The following is a 418-nucleotide window of genomic DNA, read 5'->3' as shown; positions in this document are numbered from 1 at the left end:
GCTGTTTCAGCTAAGGCTTTATCTTTACGATTAAGCTCTTTTTGCAGCTGTTTTATTTCTTGCTTTAACTGTTTACTGTCTGATTTAGCTAGTTTCGTTGTAGGTCCTTGGGCAAAGTCGTGCTTCCACTGCTTAATATGATGCGGATAAAGCCCTTTACTACGACAGTATTCATTAATCGCTGCTTCATCTAAATGGCCACAGTCAATAATCGCGCTGAGTCTTTCTTCTAAACGCCAGTCTTGTGGTCGTTTTTCTGCTGTCATTTGGCTACCCGTCTGGTGTGTTTCAAGTTGATGTTTCTTTGCGAGTGCTATCCAGCGTTGTAACGTTGAATAACCGACACCTAAATCATCTGCAATATCTTCTAGACGAACATCATCACATTGAGATAATGCTTTTTCAACCGCTTGAACTT

At 40.7% G+C, this 418-nt stretch carries 1 protein-coding gene; it reads right to left on the bottom strand.

Features of this window, described 5'->3' with window-relative positions:
• On the bottom strand, positions 1–418 hold a 418-nt coding region (locus H5200_RS23490), incomplete at both ends, for a transposase (protein ID WP_182762902.1).

This window comes from Pseudoalteromonas sp. SG43-7, from assembly GCF_014164295.1.
Taxonomy (GTDB): Bacteria; Pseudomonadota; Gammaproteobacteria; order Enterobacterales; family Alteromonadaceae; genus Pseudoalteromonas; species Pseudoalteromonas rhizosphaerae.
This window is presented reverse-complemented; position numbering and strand designations above follow the sequence as displayed.